This window comes from Winogradskyella pacifica, from assembly GCF_003386275.1.
In the GTDB taxonomy this organism is placed as follows: Bacteria; Bacteroidota; Bacteroidia; order Flavobacteriales; family Flavobacteriaceae; genus Winogradskyella; species Winogradskyella pacifica.
The window spans coordinates 839,369-857,936 of record NZ_QREI01000001.1 but is presented as its reverse complement, the minus strand read 5'-3'; the positions used below and the strand labels follow the sequence as shown (position 1 = coordinate 857,936).

Annotated in this window: 20 protein-coding genes; 3 read left to right on the top strand and 17 right to left on the bottom strand. The window is 33.6% G+C overall.

The genetic code is table 11. The annotated features are described in order from the left end of the window. Positions 1 to 19: 19 nt before the first annotated feature. Complete coding sequence (gene hflX, locus DFQ09_RS03705) at positions 20 to 1,231, top strand: GTPase HflX (protein WP_115808296.1); 1,212 nt, start codon at positions 20 to 22, stop codon at positions 1,229 to 1,231. Between the two features lie 13 nt (positions 1,232 to 1,244). Further along, positions 1,245 to 3,515: a transglycosylase domain-containing protein gene (locus DFQ09_RS03700; RefSeq protein WP_115808295.1), complete on the top strand. Its 2,271-nt coding sequence runs from the start codon at positions 1,245 to 1,247 to the stop codon at positions 3,513 to 3,515. Between the two features lie 72 nt (positions 3,516 to 3,587). Here the strand turns inward: DFQ09_RS03700 and DFQ09_RS03695 are convergent, their stop codons facing one another. The 14 genes from DFQ09_RS03695 to DFQ09_RS03630 all read right to left on the bottom strand — a co-directional run bounded on the left by DFQ09_RS03695 (position 3,588) and on the right by DFQ09_RS03630 (position 15,775). Further along, positions 3,588 to 4,517, bottom strand: a complete 930-nt coding sequence (locus DFQ09_RS03695; RefSeq protein WP_115808294.1) for a DUF3078 domain-containing protein — start codon at positions 4,515 to 4,517, stop codon at positions 3,588 to 3,590. Positions 4,518 to 4,633: 116 nt separating this feature from the next. Then, complete coding sequence (locus DFQ09_RS03690) at positions 4,634 to 5,140, bottom strand: DUF2480 family protein (protein ID WP_115808293.1); 507 nt, start codon at positions 5,138 to 5,140, stop codon at positions 4,634 to 4,636. Positions 5,141 to 5,158: 18 nt separating this feature from the next. Next, positions 5,159 to 6,994 carry an ABC transporter ATP-binding protein gene (locus tag DFQ09_RS03685; protein WP_115808292.1) on the bottom strand — a complete coding sequence of 612 codons (1,836 nt, stop codon included), beginning with the start codon at positions 6,992 to 6,994 and terminating at the stop codon, positions 5,159 to 5,161. Between the two features lie 13 nt (positions 6,995 to 7,007). Next, entirely contained in the window at positions 7,008 to 7,334 is a 327-nt protein-coding gene (locus DFQ09_RS03680; protein WP_020897552.1) for a DUF59 domain-containing protein, read from the bottom strand. A gap of 72 nt (positions 7,335 to 7,406) precedes the next feature. Beyond that, a complete protein-coding gene (locus tag DFQ09_RS03675) occupies positions 7,407 to 7,829 on the bottom strand; it encodes a SufE family protein (RefSeq protein ID WP_115808291.1) in 423 nt (140 codons plus the stop codon). Positions 7,830 to 7,862: 33 nt separating this feature from the next. Beyond that, a complete protein-coding gene (locus tag DFQ09_RS03670; RefSeq protein WP_115808290.1) occupies positions 7,863 to 8,687 on the bottom strand; it encodes an META domain-containing protein in 825 nt (274 codons plus the stop codon). 45 nt (positions 8,688 to 8,732) lie between these two features. Then, positions 8,733 to 9,947 carry an aminotransferase class V-fold PLP-dependent enzyme gene (locus DFQ09_RS03665; RefSeq protein ID WP_115808289.1) on the bottom strand — a complete coding sequence of 405 codons (1,215 nt, stop codon included), beginning with the start codon at positions 9,945 to 9,947 and terminating at the stop codon, positions 8,733 to 8,735. A gap of 118 nt (positions 9,948 to 10,065) precedes the next feature. Beyond that, positions 10,066 to 11,379, bottom strand: coding sequence for a Fe-S cluster assembly protein SufD (sufD, locus tag DFQ09_RS03660; RefSeq protein ID WP_115808288.1), 1,314 nt, complete (start codon positions 11,377 to 11,379; stop codon positions 10,066 to 10,068). Positions 11,380 to 11,531: 152 nt separating this feature from the next. Then, positions 11,532 to 12,284 carry a Fe-S cluster assembly ATPase SufC gene (sufC, locus tag DFQ09_RS03655; RefSeq protein WP_115808287.1) on the bottom strand — a complete coding sequence of 251 codons (753 nt, stop codon included), beginning with the start codon at positions 12,282 to 12,284 and terminating at the stop codon, positions 11,532 to 11,534. A gap of 4 nt (positions 12,285 to 12,288) precedes the next feature. Continuing rightward, a complete protein-coding gene (locus tag DFQ09_RS03650; protein ID WP_115808286.1) occupies positions 12,289 to 12,699 on the bottom strand; it encodes a hypothetical protein in 411 nt (136 codons plus the stop codon). Next, a complete protein-coding gene (locus DFQ09_RS03645) occupies positions 12,699 to 13,580 on the bottom strand; it encodes an N-acyl homoserine lactonase family protein (protein WP_115808285.1) in 882 nt (293 codons plus the stop codon). The genes DFQ09_RS03650 and DFQ09_RS03645 overlap by 1 nt, the downstream gene beginning before the upstream one ends. Before the next feature lie 23 nt (positions 13,581 to 13,603). Beyond that, positions 13,604 to 15,052 (bottom strand): Fe-S cluster assembly protein SufB, encoded by a 1,449-nt coding sequence (gene sufB, locus DFQ09_RS03640; protein ID WP_115808284.1) that lies wholly within the window; start codon positions 15,050 to 15,052, stop codon positions 13,604 to 13,606. Positions 15,053 to 15,066: 14 nt separating this feature from the next. Then, entirely contained in the window at positions 15,067 to 15,399 is a 333-nt protein-coding gene (locus DFQ09_RS03635) for a HesB/IscA family protein (RefSeq protein ID WP_020897561.1), read from the bottom strand. A 136-nt stretch (positions 15,400 to 15,535) separates the two neighbouring features. Beyond that, entirely contained in the window at positions 15,536 to 15,775 is a 240-nt protein-coding gene (locus DFQ09_RS03630) for a hypothetical protein (RefSeq protein WP_115808283.1), read from the bottom strand. 286 nt (positions 15,776 to 16,061) lie between these two features. Here DFQ09_RS03630 and thiL point away from each other — a divergent pair, with 286 nt between their 5' ends. Then, on the top strand, positions 16,062 to 17,114 hold the full coding sequence (thiL, locus tag DFQ09_RS03625; RefSeq protein WP_115808282.1) for a thiamine-phosphate kinase: 1,053 nt from the start codon (positions 16,062 to 16,064) through the stop codon (positions 17,112 to 17,114). Here thiL and DFQ09_RS03620 read toward each other — a convergent pair. The 3 genes from DFQ09_RS03620 to DFQ09_RS03610 all read right to left on the bottom strand — a co-directional run bounded on the left by DFQ09_RS03620 (position 17,098) and on the right by DFQ09_RS03610 (position 18,507). Beyond that, positions 17,098 to 17,328: a hypothetical protein gene (locus DFQ09_RS03620; RefSeq protein WP_115808281.1), complete on the bottom strand. Its 231-nt coding sequence runs from the start codon at positions 17,326 to 17,328 to the stop codon at positions 17,098 to 17,100. The genes thiL and DFQ09_RS03620 overlap by 17 nt on opposite strands. A gap of 81 nt (positions 17,329 to 17,409) precedes the next feature. Next, entirely contained in the window at positions 17,410 to 17,652 is a 243-nt protein-coding gene (locus DFQ09_RS03615; protein ID WP_115808280.1) for a hypothetical protein, read from the bottom strand. A gap of 78 nt (positions 17,653 to 17,730) precedes the next feature. After that, a complete protein-coding gene (locus tag DFQ09_RS03610) occupies positions 17,731 to 18,507 on the bottom strand; it encodes an alpha/beta fold hydrolase (RefSeq protein WP_115808279.1) in 777 nt (258 codons plus the stop codon). Positions 18,508 to 18,568: the final 61 nt, after the last annotated feature.

Here is an 18,568-nt window from a genome sequence, read left to right as displayed (position 1 = left end):
CTTTGTACTTTAATATATTATGATAGAAAAGAAAAATATAGATTTAGAAAAAGTCGTACTCATTGGTGTTGTTACCCAAAATCAAGATGAAGAGAAGTCACAAGAGTACTTGGATGAATTAGAGTTTTTAACCTATACAGCAGGTGGTGAAGTCATAAAAAGATATACTCAAAAAATGGCGCTACCTAATCCTAAAACTTTTATTGGTACAGGGAAAATGGAAGAGGTTGCTAGCTTTGTACAAGAAAATGATATTGGTACTGTAATCTTTGATGACGAATTAACTCCGGCTCAAGAACGAAATATTAGTAAGATTCTAAACTGTAAGATTCTCGATAGAACGAATCTTATCTTAGATATTTTTGCGCAACGTGCACAAACAAGTTATGCCAGAACGCAAGTAGAATTAGCGCAATGTGAATATTTATTACCCCGATTAAAAGGAATGTGGACACACCTCGAACGTCAAAAGGGTGGTATTGGAATGCGTGGACCTGGTGAAACCGAGATTGAAACGGATAGACGTATTGTTAGAGATAAGATAGCTTTATTAAAAGCCAAGATAAAAACGATAGACAAGCAGCAAGCTGTGCAACGCGGTAATCGTGGAAAAATGGTACGCGTAGCTTTAGTAGGTTATACCAATGTAGGGAAATCTACATTAATGAATGTTATTAGTAAGAGTGACGTATTTGCAGAAAACAAATTATTTGCAACACTCGATACTACGGTTAGAAAAGTAGTGATTGGTAATTTACCTTTTTTAGTAAGTGATACAGTTGGGTTTATTAGAAAACTCCCTACACAATTAGTAGAATCGTTTAAGAGTACTTTAGATGAAGTAAGAGAGGCCGATTTATTACTTCATATTGTAGATATTTCACATACTAATTTTGAAGAACATATTGAATCTGTAAATCAGATTTTAGACGAAATTGAAAGCAAGGACAAACCAACGATAATGGTATTTAATAAGATTGATGCTTATGAAGCCGAACCGTTTGATGAAGAAGATTTAATAGAGGTTCGTACAGAAGCCAATTATACTATTGAAGAATGGAAAAAAACTTGGATGAATAGAGTTGGTGATAACGCTTTGTTTATTTCTGCTCTAAATAAGGAGAATATGGAAGAGTTTAGAAAACGTGTTTATAAAGAAGTGCGAGAAATCCATGTAACGCGTTTTCCATACAATCATTTCCTATATCCCGACGTTGAAGATATAGAATAAAAAGGTCTTTTATATGAAAGCTTCCCAATCACGCTTTACAACTTCGATTAAAAAGATATTAAAAAATAAATGGATAAAATGGCTCGTTATTCTCATAGCAGCCATTTTGTTATTTCTATTTGGTCTATATATTAGTATATATGTAGGCTTATTCGGCAAAGTCCCAACGATAGAAGATATCAGTTCTATTAAGCAAGAGCAAGCCACACAGCTTTTAGACAAAGACGAAAAATTAATAGGAAAGTACTATATCTATGACAGGCAGCCTGTAGCGTTTAAAGATTTACCTAAACATCTTATTGAAGCTTTAGTAGCCACAGAAGATTCTCGTTTCTATGAGCACGATGGTATAGATAACATTAGTTTAATGCGCGTGTTTGTTAAGAATTTAATCCTTCAAGATAAATCTGCAGGTGGTGGAAGTACGATAACCCTTCAATTGGCGAAAAATCTATATGGAAGGGAAAATTATGCGTTTTTCAGTATGCTAATTAATAAATTTAAAGAGTCTATTGTAGCGCAGCGTATTGAGGACGTGTATTCTAAAGACGAAATTTTAACCTTATATCTCAATACCGTCCCATTTTCAGATAATACCTATGGTATAGAAAGCGCGTCCATTAAATTTTTCAATAAATCAGTACAAGATATTTCCATTATTGAAGCGGCAACTTTAGTCGGTACATTAAAAGCCAATACCTATTACAACCCAAGGGTGCATTTAGATCGTAGTAAAAATCGAAGAAATGTGGTTTTAAATCAGATGAAAAATTATGGTTACCTTTCAGAGGATTCGTTAGCGTATTATTCAAGTCAAGATTTAGAATTAGAGTACCGCTCTTTTAATCACGATTTAGGTTTAGCTCCTTATTTTAGAGCTGAAGTAAAGAAACAACTAGAGTCTATTTTAGATACTTTAAAAAATCCTGAAGGCGAAGACTATGATCTTTATAAAGATGGACTTATTGTACATACTACGTTAGATTACAAAATGCAGGAATTAGCGGAAGCCGCCATGAAGGAGCACATGAGTAAACTTCAAGCCGATTTTGAAACATCGTATGGTAATAATTCGCCTTGGGAAACAAATTCTAAACTATTAGAACGTGCGATTTCTAAATTAGACCAAGTAAAAAGATATAAAGACCAAGGATTAACGGAACAGCAAATTAAAGATTCTTTAAATATTAAGCGACCTACAGATGTATTTAGTTGGAAAGGCGACACCATTAAAAATATATCTACTATAGATAGTTTAAAGCATTATCTTAAATTTTTAAACACAGGAATGTTGTCTGTAGAGCCGACCACAGGAGCGGTAAGAGCTTATGTTGGTGGTATTGATTACAGATATTTTAAATACGATCATATTTCACAAAGTGAACGCCAAGTCGGATCTACCTTTAAACCCTTTGTATATACTGCTGCTATAAATAATGATTTAAACCCATGCACCTATTTTTCTTTAAATAAAGTAACGTATACCAATTATGACGATTGGACACCTACGAATTCTGGAAGTGATGAAGAAGATCCTTATACTAACTACACTTTAGAAAATGCGTTAAGTAATTCTGTAAATACTATTTCTGTTAAGGTTTTGGAAACGGTAGGTATTCCGAAAGTTTTAGAGCAAGTTGAAAAGTTAGGAATTTTAAAAAAACTACCCAATGAGCCTTCATTAGCTTTGGGAGTTGCAGAAATTAGTTTGAAGGATTTAACAGGTGCTTATGCGAGTTATCTAAATAAAAGCAAAGCTGTAACCCCCTATTATATTACTAAAATAGAAGATAAATCTGGAAATGTCATCGCAACATTTAAGCCTGAAATTTCTAATGAACAAGCCTATAGCGATTATACAAGACAAGTACTTCTAGAGATGATGAAATCTACGGTTAATAAAGGCACGGCATCACGATTGCGAAGTACCTACGGATTAAAGAATGATATTGCAGGTAAAACAGGAACTACACAAAATAACAAAGACGGTTGGTTTGTTGGCTTAACACCTAATTTAGTAACTATAACTTGGGTTGGTAATGATAATCACAGCATCGGATTTAAATCTACAGGTATGGGACAAGGAGCTAATTCAGCCTTACCTATTTTTGCGAAGTTCTATCAGAAATTGAATAAAGACAGTGATTACAAATCAATAACCAGAGCACAATTTGAAAAACCTTCAGAACAAGTTCTTAGCGATCTAGATTGTGAGCCCACAAAACGCGACGGGTTTATTAAACGACTCTTCAAGAAAAAAGAGAAAAAGAAAAAGTTTAATTAGAGTAATATAATTGTATAAAAAAACCTGTCTAAATTTAATCTAGACAGGTTTCTTATTTTAAAAATGTTGTTGTTAGAAAGCGTAGCTTAAACCAACGGTATAGTATGATTGTATTTTGTTGTCTACAGAATCAAAAGTTTCAGTAGCATTACCTAAAGTGTTAACCGAGTAATCTAATGCTTCTTGCTTATTACTACGTAAGCCAAAATCGAAACCAACACCAATCATTTTCCATAATTTGTAGCTAAATGAGTTGGTCCAAGTAAAGTTAGATAAATCAGAAGATTCATAACTTTGGAATGCAGAAAGATTCGTTTTAAAGCTTATAGCACCAATTTGTCGTGTATAATCTGCTACAATTTTTGCACCTAAAGAAGATTCAAAAATAGTGCTATCATCAGCAAAAACAAAGTTGTAGTTTAAAGGGTGAACCACTACGATTAAGTTTTCAAGAGGTGTCCAAGTTGCACCAATACCAAGGTCTAAATATCCAGGGTCATTAAAGTTATCTAATACTGTTGTTCTGTATTCCCCTAAAGCAGATATAGCAATTTTTTCACTTAATTTATAACCATAAAGCGAAGAAATATTAAAAACATCTGTCGTAGATTCAAAAGAATCACTGTCCGTAGCATCATCTTTATTGTCTAATTTTACCCATGCAAAATTTGTAGTTAAAGCGTTTCTCCAAAAATATTTGTCTTCAATTTTATTAGCAAATGCATTAAATGAAATACCAATATTACCAGAACTGTTATTTGGTGTTCCTTGAGAATACCAATCGTTAAATTCAGATAAGCTACCACCAATAGTACCAAAAGCACCTATTCTCCAGCCTGGTAAAGCATCAATTTGTTTTTGTATAGCATTCGCTTCTCCTTGAAACTTGTTGGCTTCTGCTTGTTTTTCAGCTTTTTGAGCCTGTAATTCTTCCTTAGTTTGAGAAAAACCAAAAGTAACAGATAGCATTAAAATAGCTATTAATAATAGTTTTTTGTTCATAATCAATTGTGTTAAATTTTTAAGTTGCAAATATAAGTATTAAATGATTTCTGTTTATAGTTACGAAATCACTTTTTAGACCCTATAATCACTAAAAAGTCACACTTATGGGGTTATTATTTTCTTTTAAAGAGCGGAACAGAAGAACAAGCCTCACCAAACATAATAGATCTTGCTATAGGTTTTAATTTTTGCGATAGTAATGTTAAGGCATTTGAAGGTACAGGCTTATGAGAACATCCTTTAATAATTACAGGTAAACCTTCGTATATTGAAATATCTAAATTTGAAATAATTTCAGCATATAAAATAGACTCTAAATCACTTAATGAACCTATTACAGAGAGTTTAGCATAGGGTTGAAGTTCTATAGAAATTAGCATATAAGCCCAATCTGGCACTATAGCATCGGTAGAACAATGTAAAGCCACATAGCACTCTTGGTATTGCGACCAATTGTGCTCTGCTACAAAAGCTCTGAAGTCTTTTTCTCGAAGTACTAAGCCTTCCATTAACCAATCTTTTATATCAAAAAGAACACGTTCTCCCTTTGGGTAATAGTCTTCTAAATCTATAACTTTTAGTTTGCTGTTTGCAATTCTATTAATAATTTCTTCTGCCATAATACAAAGGTAAATGATTTACTGATAGCCTTCAGCTTGTAGTGTAAACAATTCAGAATACAAGGCTTGGTTTTTCATAAGTTCGTCATGTGTGCCAATTTCTAAGGCGCTTCCATGTTCTAACACTAGAATTCTGTCTGCTTGGCGAACCGTACTAAATCGGTGCGAAATAATAATACTGGTCTTGCCTTCGGTTAGACCTATAAATCGTTCAAATACTTCGCTTTCTGCTCTGGCATCTAGGGCTGATGTTGGTTCATCTAAAATCATCACTTCAGCATTTTTCATGTAGGCTCTTGCCAAAGCTACTTTTTGCCATTGCCCACCAGATAATTCTTGTCCGTTAGCAAAACGTTTTCCTAATTGCTGGTTGTAGCCGTGTTTTAATTCAGACACCACTTCGTTTGCTAAACTTAATTCCGCGGCATTTTCAATTTTGTTTTGATTATGTAGCTCATCGATATTTCCAATCGCTATATTTTCTTTAACGGTAAATTCATATCTAAAGAAATCCTGAAAAATGACTCCGAAGTATTCTTGGTATTCTGCAATATTGAAACGGTTAATATTTATGCCATCTAATAGTATTTCGCCAGAAGTAGGCTCGTAAAAGCGTAATAGTAATTTTATTAAAGTGGTTTTTCCGGCTCCATTCTGTCCTACAAATGCTAGTTTTTCACCGGCTTTCAGATTAAAGGTAATGCCTTTTAAAATGTCGACTTCAGAATTTGGATAGGCAAAATGAACATCTTTAAACTCAAAACCTTTAGTGATTTTCTTCGGTAGCGGAATGTCTTCTTTTACTTTTGAAACAATTGAAATATCTATAAAATCGAAATAATCTTTTAGGTATAAAGCACTTTCAGAAATACGTGTGAATTTTGAAAAGAAATCTTGAAGATTTCGCATTAAGCGATTAAAGGAACCGGATAAAAAGGTTAATTCACCCAATGTAATAGCACCTGAAAGTACACGGTAAATAATAAATACATAAGCTCCGTAATAACTTAATGAGCCTAAAACATTAAATAAAAAACCTAAAGCAGAACGCTTTATCGCTAATGATTTATTGAGTTGGTAATATTCTTCGGATAGGTTTTTAAAACGATTTACCACAAAATCGGTTAAGCCAAAAAGTTTAATTTCTTTCGCTGTTTTATCGTTTGCACCTATAAATCTTAAATAATCTAACTCGCGGCGTTCTGAAGTCCAGCTTCTTGCTAAAGAATATTGTTGTTGGCTAAAACGTACTTCGTTTATAAATGAAGGAATAATACTTAGTACCAACAGAATAATTAAATAAGGCTCAAAGTAAATTAAACCAGCAACAAGTGTTGCAATAGAAATGGCACTTTGTGCTTGCCCAAGAACATTAGACATTAAGCCAACACGGCCATTAGTTTGTGTTCTGGCCCGTTCTAGTTTATCGTAAAATTCAGAATCTTCTAATAAACTAATATTAATCTGATTGGTTTTCTTAATTATAGTTATTGATGTCGCAATACTATATTCATCGCCAAGCAAGCCATCAGTTAAGGAAATGGCTCTACTTACTAAATCAGAAAGGATAATTAATGCAAACTCCACTGCAACATAGGTCCACAGCGAAGTATAGTCTGGTACATCTAATGAAATTTGTAGTATAATTTCATCTATAATTAGTTTCCCTATCCACAAAATGATAACAGGAAGCAAAGCCCCAATGAGTCTACAGAATGCAGATAATATGAAAAGACTTTTGTTAACTCTCCAAATTTCTTTAAAAAATCTAGGGATGTAAACTAAAGCATTAAATGACGATTTAATACTGGTTTTTTTATCGTCTTTTAAAGAGTTTGGACTGCGTCTTGGCATGTATTCATTTTAATTAAAGCATCCCAAGCTCTAACTTAGCTTCTTCACTCATAAGTTCTTGTGACCAAGGTGGATCGAAAGTGATCTCTACTTCAGCATCTTTAACTTCATTAATAGACTTCACTTTTTCTTCAACCTCTAAAGGTAACGTTTCAGCTACCGGACAATTTGGCGTCGTTAAGGTCATTAAGATTTTAACTTCAAAATCTTCGTTTACAAAAACATCATAGATTAATCCTAATTCGTAGATGTCTACAGGGATTTCTGGATCGTAAATAGTTTTTATAACTCTTAAGATTTTTTCTCCTAATGCTGCTGTATCTATAGTTGGTTTGCTCATGTCTTTAAATTTGTGCGTTTATAATTTTAATTGTTCTGAGTTCGTTTTTAACTTTTAAACAAAAAAGATAAACTAGTTTAATTGTGTTTGGTATGCTATGGCATACATTTTTAATTGCTTTATCATACTAACCAAGCCGTTTGCTCTAGTTGGTGATAAGTGTTCTTTTAGTCCGATTTTATCAATAAAATCTGTGTTAGCTTCAAGAATGGCTTTAGGATGCTGATTAGAAAATACTCTAATCAATATCGCTATAATACCTTTAGTTATAACGGCATCGCTATCTGCAGTAAAGTTCACTTTGTCATCTTCCATAATGGCATGAACCCAAACTTTACTTTGGCAACCTTTTATAATATTATCCTCGGTCTTATATTTTTCGTCTATTATTGGTAAGTCCTTACCTAAATCTATCATGTATTGGTAGCGTTCCTCCCAATCTTCAAACATAGCGAACTCATCAATAATTTCGTTTTGTACGTCTTCAATAGTCATAGTCTCATCCTTTTGTGCAAAATTACAAAATCGCTACTGTTTTACGGAGTTTTCTTTAATGGATAACACTTTATTAACTAAAGCTTCAATGGCCTTTGGAGGATTGCCATGGTCAAATGTCGGTGTCATATATTCTATATCACCTATTTGTAACGCTAAAGTGGCGTGTGCAGCTCCATCGTGCTGATGGTTTTGAGACGGTGGTGTTAGTTTAAATAGGCCTTCTAAATCTGTAGCATCGATTAAACTTTTAAGCTCATTCCACTGAGTGGCGTCAATGTTATAATTTTTAATATTTTGAAGACTTCGATCTTCAGAAATAGCGATTTTATTTTTCGAAATAAGAATGAAATTAAAAAAACCTCTTGTGGAAGTTTGATATTTAACAGCCGTTATATAATTATCGTTAATCTCATCACTTTTTTTAGTTGTCTGAGCAGTACGAGTCGCTGTAATTAAAATCTTATCGTTTGCTAGAAGTGAAATCCCACCATTAGCATCTACGGAAAACGAATCTACTAAACTCAAAGATTTTAAAAAATACGCTTCAATGGCCATAATGTTTTTAGAACATAATTTTTTTGTCGCTCCAATATCTCCAAATGTAATAGTCTTATTTTCTTTTGAATAATTCCCGAAGAAACTATTGCAGCCAGCTGTTCCATTAACTTTATTTGAAGTTTCATCAAAAGTTATTTCGAGTTTGTTTAAAGTAATATCATTACCTTCTAATTGCGTTATATAATACGTTCCTGAAAGATGTTCTTGCATGGTTTTGCTGTTTTCAACAACTTCTGTATTCGATTTACATGAGCTTACAGTAATTAAAAGCGCGACTAAACTGAGTATAAATTTCATGATTTATAGTTTTTAAATAGGTAAATACACTTTTAATGCCAAAGTCTACGAGAGCATCATAATTGCTTTCTTTAAAGCCGTAATAAAAGCATCAATTTCTTCTTTTGTATTATAAAACATAAAAGACGCTCTAATGGTTCCTGGAATCTTGTAAAAGTCCATAATAGGTTGTGCGCAATGATGACCTGTTCGTACAGCGATGCCCATTTTGTCTAATATAGTCCCAATATCATAAGGATGAATAGCCCCAACATTAAAAGATATAACAGAAGTTTTCTCTTTTGCCGTGCCGTAAATTTTTAAGCCTTCAATTTTTTGTAGTTCTGCTGTTCCGTATTCTAACAATTCATTTTCGTATTCAGCGATATTTTCGAAACCAATAGCATTCATATAGTCTAAAGCCGCTCCGAAGGCGATGCCTCCACAGATGTTTGGTGTACCCGCTTCAAATTTATGTGGTAGGCCAGCATAAGTCGTTTTTTCAAACGACACTTCTGCAATCATTTCTCCTCCTCCTTGGTAAGGTGGCAATTTATTTAGCCATTCTTCTTTTCCGTAAAGCATTCCAACGCCTGTTGGTCCGCAAATTTTGTGGGCAGAACACACATAGAAATCCACATCTAATGCTTGAACGTCTGGTTTTAAATGGGGGCAAGATTGTGCTCCATCAACCAAAACAGCTGCACCAATGGCATGTGCTTTTTCTATAATATATTCAATTGGGTTTATAGTCCCTAAGGCATTCGAAATATGGTTTACAAAAACCAGTTTTGTATTTTCATTTAAAAGTGCCTCGTATTCTGAAAGTATTAAGTCTCCATTTTCATTCATGGGAATGACTCTCAAACTAGCTCCTGTACGTTCACAAAGCATTTGCCATGGCACAATATTACTATGATGCTCTAAAGCTGAAACAATAATTTCGTCACCTTTTTTTAAGAGTGAAGAAAAACCATTAGCAATTAAGTTAATGCTATGTGTGGTACCAGAAGTGAAAATTATTTCATGACTTTGCTTGGCATTAAAATGCTTCTGGATTTTTAGTCGTGCTTGTTCATAAGCATCTGTTGCTTCTTGGCTCAAGCTATGTACACCTCTGTGAATATTAGCATTGTAATTACTGTAATAATCTACAATAACATCAATGACTTGCTGAGGTGTTTGCGATGTTGCAGCATTATCGAAATATATGAGTGGTTTCCCGTTGACTTCACGTTGAAGTATTGGAAAGTCTTTTCTTATTTTTTGTACGTCTAACATGTGTTTCTTTTAAAGCTGAAACCTCAAAGGTTTGAAAAATCTTTGAGGTTTTTTATATTAAAATTTCTAGTATAATTGGCCTAGTTAGATAATGAAACTCACTAGTTATATTTATACTTTATAAATCAAACCCAATATTTACACCCAATTTATTCGCAATAATTTTAGTAATTCTATTTTTAATCTCAGGGATTTTCACAGAATCTAAAACGTTATTACTAAAAGCAAACATTAATAAAGCGCGGGCTTCTTTTTCAGGAATTCCTCTAGAACGTAAATAAAACATTGCGCTTTCATCTAGCTGACCAATAGTACAACCATGAGAACATTTTACATCGTCTGCAAAAATTTCAAGTTGAGGTTTGGTATTTATGCTGGCTTTATCGCTAATTAAAATGTTATTATTTGCCTGAAATGCATTGGTTTTCTGTGCTAATTTTTCAACGACAACTTTACCATTAAACACTCCTGTTGAACTATCGTCAAAAATACCTTTGTAATCTTGGTGGCTTTCACAATTTGGTTCAATATGATGTACTAATGTGTTGTGATCTACGTGTTGTTTATCACCAATAATGGTAATACCTTTCATGGTAGAATCTATACGCTCTCCGTTTTGGTAGAACTCAAGGTTGTTTCTAATTAATTTTCCACCGAAAGAAAAGGTATGCACTTTGGCTAAACTTTCCTGCTTTTGATTGATAAAAGTGTTATCTATTAATGACGCAGTTTGTCTATCGTTCTGAATTTTATAATAGTCAACAATCGCACGTTTGTTCGCGAAAATTTCTGTCACACTATTCGTTAAAACAGGGTTATCCGTTAAACTCTGGTGACGTTCTATTATCTGAACATGCGAATTTTCATTTACAACAATCAAGTTACGAGGTTGCAACATTACGGCAGCTTCGTTTCCTGTTGAAAAATGAATGATTTGAATCGGTTTGTCAACCACCTTATTCTTAGGAATATTGATGTATGCACCTTCCATTGAAAATGCTGTATTCAAAGAAGATAAACCATCTTTTTTCGCAATTTTATTGAAATAATTATCAATAATTACTTTGTATTTAGGTTTGGTTAAAGCCGCAGACATTAAACAAACATCTAAACCATCATGCGTGGTTTGTGATAAATGAGAGGCGTATTTTCCATCGATAAAGATGATTTTGTACGCATCAATATCGTGAATAAAATATTTTTTTACGTCTTTAAATTCTATGTCATTGTCGTGCTTAGGAAATACACTATAGTCGTGTTTTAAAATAGAATTCAACGATGTATATTTCCAATCTTCTTGACGCTTAGAAGGAAATCCTTCAGCTTCAAAAGTCTTTATAGCTTCAGTACGAATATCATGTACTGACGAGTGCACATCGACCGTGTCCTCAAATGCCATAAATGACGATACTAATTTTTCTTTTAAACTCATGTTTTTAAGTCTTCAGTAATAAGTCCTCAGTCTTCAGGTTGCTCAATCGCAAACTATAAGTTGAAGAATTAGTACTTGATTTAATGTTTTTGCTACAAATAGTCATATCCGAGTAAGTTAGTGCTTACTGAAGACTGACCACTGCCTACTAATTAAGCGTTAACCTCTTCTTTAATCCAATCGTAACCTTTAGCTTCTAACTCGTGGGCTAATTCTTTACCTCCTGATTTAACAATTTTACCGTCGAGTAATACATGTACAAAATCTGGAACGATATAATCTAATAAACGTTGGTAATGCGTAATAACAATTACAGCGTTGTCTTTAGACTTTAATTTATTTACACCATTGGCTACAATACGCAATGCATCAATATCTAAACCAGAATCCGTTTCATCTAAGATGGCTAATTTTGGTTCTAACATTGCCATTTGAAAGATTTCGTTACGTTTCTTTTCTCCTCCAGAAAACCCTTGGTTTAATGAACGCGATAAAAATTTACGATCAATTTCTAAAAGCTCAGATTTTTCTCTGATCATTTTCAGCATATCTTTTGCGGGCATGTCACCTAAACCTTTTGCTTTACGCGTTTCATTGATGGCTGTTTTTATAAAGTTAGTTACGCTAACTCCTGGTATTTCAATTGGGTATTGAAATGATAAAAACACACCTTTATGTGCACGTTCTTCAGCGGCTAATTCATCGATGTCATCGCCTTCTAATAATATATTTCCTTCTGTAACTTCGTACTCTTCTTTACCTGCAATTACTGAAGCTAGAGTACTTTTTCCTGAACCATTTGGGCCCATTATTGCGTGAACTTCTCCTGCTTTAACTTCGAGATTAATACCTTTTAAAATGGCTTTATCTTCTATACTTGCGTGTAAATTATTGATCTTTAACATAGTCTTAATTTGCTAATTTTATAACGTCTTCTTTATTTGGGTCTGGTGCTTCTACTTTTAAGATTTCTTTGATTTCTACTTTGTATTGCCAGCCTTCTTCGTCTTTGTTTTTTTCGAACTTTCTAACTCTTACGGTTACAGGAACCATATCAGTCGCTTCTTTTTTAAATGCTTTTGTTTGCGCATCTAACTTGTGCATATTCATATCAATTACAACACCATAAATTTCTGTTGATGTTTGTAAAACTGCCGCATCTGCGAAATATACAAAGTCTCCTTTTAGTGTTATAAATCCATCATTTTGATCGAAGGATTTTGCACGATTTTCTTCAAGGTTAACCTCTTGTTTTGTTTCGTTTTTACAAGAAATAAATAGTGCAAGGCACATTAGTATTACGAGTGAGTTTCTTAACATTAGTCTAAATATTTTGGATATTTTGGTAATCGGTTAAAATCGTCGGCACTGTGCTGAATGTAAACATCGGCATTAGTTTCTTTTGCGAAAGCCTCAAAAAGGTCCATGCTTTTTAGGGTGGCATCTACATCGTAATTAAAACTTGGAACCCCCTTATTATCTCTATTTTCTTGAAAATGATATAAATCACCTGCTAATAATATATTGCCAGCGTTTTCTAATTTTAAGAATAACGCCTGATGTCCAGGAGTATGCCCTGGCATGGATTTAATTACTACCGTTCCATCACCAAAAACATCATATTCTCCATTAAGTTTTTTAACATTAGTTAAAGCGGCAATTGCAGCATAGTTATCATCTTGTTTTTGTTCTTCGCTCGTAATGAAATCGTATTCTGCGGTTTGGACTAACCAAGTAGCATCAGCAAATTTTGAAGCCGAACCAGAATGGTCAAAATGCGTATGTGACAAAGCAATAAAATCAAAATCCTCTGGTGTTAAATTCAACGCTTTAAGTTGAGAGACTACAGAATCCTTACGAGACACTGTAAATGCTCCATCTGGCGTTGTAAATGGATCTTGACCAACCAAACCTTCAGCTAAACCAGCATCCCAAAGCATTCGACCTTTTGGATGTTCAATAATATAAAAAGCATCAGCAAAAGTTTTTGATTGTCCTTGGTAGGTTGTGTCTTGAGAAAAAATCTCTAACATGTTCACTTGTACTGTTCCTCCGTCTAGTGCATATAATTTTACACCTTCCTTTTGAGTTGCTTCAGCTTCAGCTTTGGCATCATTATAACCGTCTTTAACTCCGTCTTTGAAGTCTTTACACGATACAAATGCTAAAGCTAAGGTTAATATGAATAGTGTTTTTTTCATGCTTGATAGCTATTTTTTAGATGTTATCCTACAGAACCTTCTAAGCTAATTTCTAATAATTTTTGAGCTTCCACAGCAAATTCCATTGGTAATTTATTGAGGACTTCTTTACTAAAACCATTTACAATTAGTGCAATTGCTTTTTCGGTATCAATACCTCTTTGGTTACAATAGAAAATTTGATCTTCACCAATTTTACTGGTCGTAGCTTCGTGCTCAATCATCGCAGTTTTGTTTTTAGCTTCTATGTAGGGGAAGGTATGTGCTCCACATTCATTTCCCATTAATAAACTATCACATTGCGAAAAGTTACGTGCATTATCTGCACGAGGACCAATCTGAACCAATCCACGATACGAGTTTTGTGATTTACCGGCTGAAATTCCTTTAGATATAATTGTTGACTTTGTGTTTTTACCTAAGTGAATCATTTTAGTACCAGTATCTGCTTGCTGATAATTATTAGTCACCGCAATAGAATAAAATTCTCCTACTGAATTATCACCTTTTAAGATACAAGATGGATATTTCCAAGTTACCGCAGAACCAGTTTCAACTTGTGTCCAAGAGATTTTTGCGTTTTTCTCACAAAGTCCTCTCTTAGTAACAAAATTGTAAACACCACCTTTTCCTTCTGCATTTCCTGGGTACCAGTTTTGTACAGTAGAATATTTTATTTCGGCGTCATCCATGGCGATTAGTTCTACAACCGCTGCATGTAATTGGTTTTCATCACGACTTGGTGCAGTACAACCTTCCAAATAAGAAACGTAACTGCCTTCATCAGCAATAAGAAGTGTTCTTTCAAATTGACCTGTTCCACCTTGGTTTATTCTAAAATACGTTGATAATTCCATAGGACATTTAACGCCTTTTGGAATATAACAGAAAGAACCATCACTAAAAACGGCTGAATTTAAAGCCGCATAAAAGTTGTCTTTTGTTGGGACAATGGTTCCTATATATTTTCTTACAAGTTCTGGGTGCTCTTTTATAGCTTCAGAAATACTCATAAAAATGATACCTTTTTCAGATAATGTCTTTTTAAATGTTGTGGCAACAGAAACAGAATCAACAACGATGTCCATCGCAACATTATTCATTTTCTTTTGCTCATCTACTGAAATTCCTAGCTTTTTATACATAGCTAAAAGATCAGGATCTACATCGTCTAAGGTTTTGTTTGGATCTACAGAAACAGGTGCAGAATAATAAGCAATTGCCTGAAAGTCTGGTTTTTTGTAACGTACATTTGCCCATTCAGGCTCAGCCATTTCTTTCCAAATTTTAAAAGCGTCTAATCGCCATTCTGTCATCCATTCGGGCTCTTCTTTTTTCATTGAAATAGCGCGAACGATGTCTTCATTTAATCCAATAGGGAATGTTTCAGATTCTATATCTGTGAAAAAACCGTATTCGTATTCTTTGGTTTTTAATTCTTCTCTAAGATCGTCTTCTGTATATTTTGACATGTGTGTTTTATTTTTTATAGTGAAAAAGATTCACCGCAACCGCAAGTTCGGTTGGCATTTGGGTTGTTGAAAACGAAACCTGTTCCGTTTAAGCCTCCAGAATATTCGAGTGTAGTACCAATGAGGTAGAGAAAGCTCTTTTTGTCAACAATGATTTTAATATCATTAACTTCAAATACTTTATCATCTTCAGCAGCTTGTTCTTTGTCAAATTTTAAATCATATGACAAACCAGAACAGCCTCCGCTCTTAACACCAACTCTAACGTAGTCTGTGCTTGGGTCGTAACCATCATCAGTCATAAGTTCTATGACTTTCTTTTTTGCGTGATCAGATACTTTAATCATATCGTTTAACTAGATTTGTTCTAAATAGAATGCAAATATACGATATAACAAAGGTTTTACCATAGGTACTAACATTATATTAGCATATGGTTTGATAGGGTTTGGCTATTCAAGGTAAACCGAGAAGAATGTGTAATTATACAGCTACTTTTGTTTTAGGTATACGTCTAGTAAGACGGTATAATTCCCGTAATGTATCTGCGATTTGAGTGTTAGAAACGGTAATAGTTTCAAAATTTCCATGACGATCCGTAACCACAACTGTATCGCAATGCGAACAGGTCATTTCAATGGTGTGATCAATATTCGTTTTAGATCGTTGATAGTTATGGCCAAAAATAGCACATGGTAATGCTTTAGTAGAGTTAGGTTTCATTTTTATTGACTTAGGGTAGAGCAATTTAGTAAACCATATCTAAATCATGTCAAAATGCCTACTTTTTCGATGAAATGCATATGGTTTTGATATTTTTAGAATAAAATATACCGTTTAACGGGAATTTTTAAAAAAGAAATGGTACAAATAATCGCATCCAAAAACCTGCAAACATGTAGATGAATATCATGATTTTATGTGGTTTTAGTTTTTGATTTGAATTAAATTAGGAATAAATAATTCTATTCATGCAACCTATTCAAAAAAAGCACAATATTTTTGCATTATGATAGAAGATAAAAACCCACAGCGTACTCCTTTGAGTGAATTAGGAGAGTTTAAATTGATTGAGCACTTAACCGATCATTTTAAAGTCACCCAAAAATCAACAGTAAAAGGTATTGGTGATGATGCTGCAGTACTAAGCTTTGGTAAAAAGCAAGTGGTTGTTTCTACGGATTTGTTGGTAGAAGGTGTGCACTTTGATTTGAGCTATGCTCCTTTAAAACATTTAGGTTATAAAGCTATCGTTGTTAATTTATCTGATATTTATGCGATGAATGCTATGGCGACACAAGTGACCGTTTCTATAGCGGTTTCTAATCGTTTTCCATTAGAAGCATTAGAAGAATTGTATGCTGGTATTACTATGGCAGCTAAATTTTACAATGTTGATGTGGTTGGTGGTGATACAACATCATCTACTTCTGGTTTAATTATTTCTGTAACTGCGATTGGGGAAGTTGAAAAGGGAACAGAGGTATTGCGATCAGGTGCAAAACCAAATGACTTATTAGTGATTACTGGTGACATTGGTGGAGCTTTTATGGGGTTACAAGTGTTAGAACGCGAAAAAGAAGTGTTTAAAGTGAACCCAAATAACCAACCTGATTTATCAATGTACACCTACATTATAGAACGTCAGTTAAAACCTGAAGCTCGAAAAGATATTGTGGAATTATTGAAGGATTTAGATGTGAAACCAACGAGTATGATAGATGTTAGTGACGGAATTTCTTCTGAAATTATTCATTTATGTAAGCAAAGTAAAGTTGGCGTAGATCTTTATGAAGAGAAAATACCATTAGATCCTCAAGTGATTTCTACCTGTGAGGAATTTAATTTAGATAGCACTACAATTGCTTTAAATGGTGGTGAGGATTATGAACTGTTAATGACAATTTCTCAAGAGGATTTTCTAAAAATAAAAGGTAATCCAAATCTAACAGTTATTGGTTACATGACAGAAGAAGACAGAGGTATGCACTTAGTTACAAGAGCTGATGAGAAAATTCAGATTATAGCTAAAGGTTGGAATGCGCTTACAGATCAAGCATAAAAAGCTTTTGCCCTTTTTCTAGGCGCTTGTTATGTACGCGATTTAATACGCGATTGATTTCTTTGAATTTTGGGGTTAAGGGAATAAATTTTCCATCGCCATCAATGGTCATTTCTGTTTTACAGTTTTTACACTTATATTCTTTAACATGATAAGTAACATTTTTGGACACTTTATAATCGTGACCAAACAATGAGCAATAAATGTTTTTCATTAACTAGTTTTCTTAGAGATATTATCACTTTTTATAGGGATTTAAATATAAGAAAATTAGTTACTTAGAAGTTATTAACAATTAACAAATCGATGAACTGAGTGTTTTTCGCTTTAAACGCATCGATTTATTGTTGTAAATGCGTTCTAAAGCAGAATTAATCTCCTGGTATTTAGCTGTTAATTCTGTGAGTTGACCATTGCTGTTTGTTGTCAGTTGTTTTTTACAGCATTTACAAGTGTATTCATTGACGTGATTAGTGACTTTTTTGGTAATCTGATAGTTGTGTCCAAATAAATCACAATAAAATTTGTTAGGTGTCATAATAGGTTGGTTTACAAATTATTTTTTAATCTCTCTGGTAAACTTAAAAAATAAAACAAAATAAAGCGTTTAAAGGGGTTATTTTTCGACAAAGTGTAAAATATTGTAAGATAATTCTGATTTGTTTTCGATGTAACTCATATGGCCTTCTGAAAATTCTATAAAATCAATGTCTGTGCCTCTTATGTTCTCGGTGATTTTTACTGTGTCAATTAAACTATCCTTTTTGCCAGCAATAATTATTTTTTTGCATTTTAAGTTTTTCAAAATATCAAAACGATCTGGTCTAAGTTTCATGCCTTCTTGGGCAGCAATATAACCTTGAAGTGGTGTCTTTAATGCTAATTGAAGTGCTTTTTGATAGGCAGCTTCATGTTTAACTTTACTTTCAGGCGCAAATAAATTAGCAAAAGACATTTTTACTAAAACCTCAAAATTTTGCTGTGCCATTTCAGAAGCACGTGTTCTAATTAACTTTCTAGCGTTATCATCAGCTTCATATGTAGAATTCATTAAGCATAGACCTTTAAACAATTCCGGTTTCTGTTCTGCTAAGGCTAAGGCTACGTAACCTCCCATGGAATGACCAACGACATGCGCATTCTCAATATTTAAATGCTCTAAAACTGCTAAAACGGCTTCCGCCATAGCTTCCATGGTGTGCACATAGCCAATACAGTCTGTTTCGCCATGCCCCAATAAATCAATACAAATAACATTATTAGTTGTAGAAAACTCAGTGACTAAATCTTGCCACATCGCAACACTTTCGAGAAAACCGTGAAGTAATACAATAGGATTTCCTTCTCCTTCCGTCGTATAATGAATGCTGCTATTTTTGTAATTTAAAATCATGTTTGCAAATATAAATTTTGAAGGTATTACTGTCTACTAATCATTATAACATTTTAGTATC

Excerpts from the sequence above, each read along its gene's own strand:
- hflX (WP_115808296.1), top strand. The coding sequence starts at position 20 with ATGATAGAAAAGAAAAATATAGATTTAGAAAAAGTCGTACTCATTGGT.
- DFQ09_RS03700 (WP_115808295.1), top strand. The coding sequence starts at position 1,245 with ATGAAAGCTTCCCAATCACGCTTTACAACTTCGATTAAAAAGATATTA.
- DFQ09_RS03695 (WP_115808294.1), bottom strand. The coding sequence starts at position 4,517 with ATGAACAAAAAACTATTATTAATAGCTATTTTAATGCTATCTGTTACT.
- DFQ09_RS03690 (WP_115808293.1), bottom strand. The coding sequence starts at position 5,140 with ATGGCAGAAGAAATTATTAATAGAATTGCAAACAGCAAACTAAAAGTT.
- DFQ09_RS03685 (WP_115808292.1), bottom strand. The coding sequence starts at position 6,994 with ATGCCAAGACGCAGTCCAAACTCTTTAAAAGACGATAAAAAAACCAGT.
- DFQ09_RS03680 (WP_020897552.1), bottom strand. The coding sequence starts at position 7,334 with ATGAGCAAACCAACTATAGATACAGCAGCATTAGGAGAAAAAATCTTA.
- DFQ09_RS03675 (WP_115808291.1), bottom strand. The coding sequence starts at position 7,829 with ATGACTATTGAAGACGTACAAAACGAAATTATTGATGAGTTCGCTATG.
- DFQ09_RS03670 (WP_115808290.1), bottom strand. The coding sequence starts at position 8,687 with ATGAAATTTATACTCAGTTTAGTCGCGCTTTTAATTACTGTAAGCTCA.
- DFQ09_RS03665 (WP_115808289.1), bottom strand. The coding sequence starts at position 9,947 with ATGTTAGACGTACAAAAAATAAGAAAAGACTTTCCAATACTTCAACGT.
- sufD (WP_115808288.1), bottom strand. The coding sequence starts at position 11,379 with ATGAGTTTAAAAGAAAAATTAGTATCGTCATTTATGGCATTTGAGGAC.
- sufC (WP_115808287.1), bottom strand. The coding sequence starts at position 12,284 with ATGTTAAAGATCAATAATTTACACGCAAGTATAGAAGATAAAGCCATT.
- DFQ09_RS03650 (WP_115808286.1), bottom strand. The coding sequence starts at position 12,699 with ATGTTAAGAAACTCACTCGTAATACTAATGTGCCTTGCACTATTTATT.
- DFQ09_RS03645 (WP_115808285.1), bottom strand. The coding sequence starts at position 13,580 with ATGAAAAAAACACTATTCATATTAACCTTAGCTTTAGCATTTGTATCG.
- sufB (WP_115808284.1), bottom strand. The coding sequence starts at position 15,052 with ATGTCAAAATATACAGAAGACGATCTTAGAGAAGAATTAAAAACCAAA.
- DFQ09_RS03635 (WP_020897561.1), bottom strand. The coding sequence starts at position 15,399 with ATGATTAAAGTATCTGATCACGCAAAAAAGAAAGTCATAGAACTTATG.
- DFQ09_RS03630 (WP_115808283.1), bottom strand. The coding sequence starts at position 15,775 with ATGAAACCTAACTCTACTAAAGCATTACCATGTGCTATTTTTGGCCAT.
- thiL (WP_115808282.1), top strand. The coding sequence starts at position 16,062 with ATGATAGAAGATAAAAACCCACAGCGTACTCCTTTGAGTGAATTAGGA.
- DFQ09_RS03620 (WP_115808281.1), bottom strand. The coding sequence starts at position 17,328 with ATGAAAAACATTTATTGCTCATTGTTTGGTCACGATTATAAAGTGTCC.
- DFQ09_RS03615 (WP_115808280.1), bottom strand. The coding sequence starts at position 17,652 with ATGACACCTAACAAATTTTATTGTGATTTATTTGGACACAACTATCAG.
- DFQ09_RS03610 (WP_115808279.1), bottom strand. The coding sequence starts at position 18,507 with ATGATTTTAAATTACAAAAATAGCAGCATTCATTATACGACGGAAGGA.